The organism is Vibrio sp. 1288, assembly GCF_033344475.1.
This window is the reverse complement of record NZ_JAWPOX010000280.1, coordinates 1-866: the sequence shown is the minus strand read 5'-3', so window position 1 is coordinate 866 and position 866 is coordinate 1. Positions and strand designations below refer to the sequence as shown.

At 46.3% G+C, this 866-nt stretch carries 1 protein-coding gene; it reads right to left on the bottom strand.

Annotated features, from left to right (window positions below):
* The coding region (locus R8O11_RS26225; RefSeq protein ID WP_318194741.1) for a sensor histidine kinase at positions 1-866 on the bottom strand (866 nt) is incomplete at both ends.

Here is an 866-nt window from a genome sequence, read left to right as displayed (position 1 = left end):
GACGGAACCACCCATCATTCGCATCGATTCCTTAACGATCGCCAGTCCAAGCCCGTATCCACCAAGCTTTTTGTCTCGCGAGGCATCCAAGCGGGTAAACGGGTTAAAGATATCGGACAACTTGTTCTCTGGGATGCCTGGTCCATCGTCAGAGACAGACATAACCAGATAAGCCTGCCCATTGATTTCTTGATTAGTCAGAGTCACTTCGATCCGAGCATCTTCACCCGCGTATTTGATGGCATTGCCAACAAGATTATTCAGACAACGCACCACGAGAGTATCTTCACAGTAAGCTCTCGGCTCGGTCACACGAGAAATAAATACAATGCTCTGTGATTCCCTCAAATCGATTTTGCAACGCTCAACTTGTGGGGCTAGTAGCACTTCAAGATCGCTACGCTTGGTCTCTTTGTCGTAGCGAGCATTCTCAAGGCGACTAAATTCCAAAATGTCACTGATTAGATGATTCAGCTCTTTGGCTTCGTCTTCCAGCCGCGTCACTAATTCTTGTTCGCTTTCACCAACTCGTTTACGTAAAAGGTGCAAAACCAAGTTCTGTCTAGCAAGAGGCGTTCTTAGTTCATGGGACACATCGCGAATCAAAAGACGTTGCTTCTCCGCTAGCGAGTGAATCTCTTTCGTCATGTGGTCAAAATCTTGCGCGAGTTCATTAAATTCTCGCGTGTTGGACTTTAGCTCCTGCACAACACTGACATTAAAATCGCCGTTAGAAAGCTTCTTGCTCGCCTCTCTGAGTCTGTCCAACGGTTGCTGTAAGTTGCGTGCCATTAAAAGCGAGAACAAAGCCAAAATCACGGCGGCAATTACCACTTTGATAATGGAAAAGTACAGTATGAAGTCAT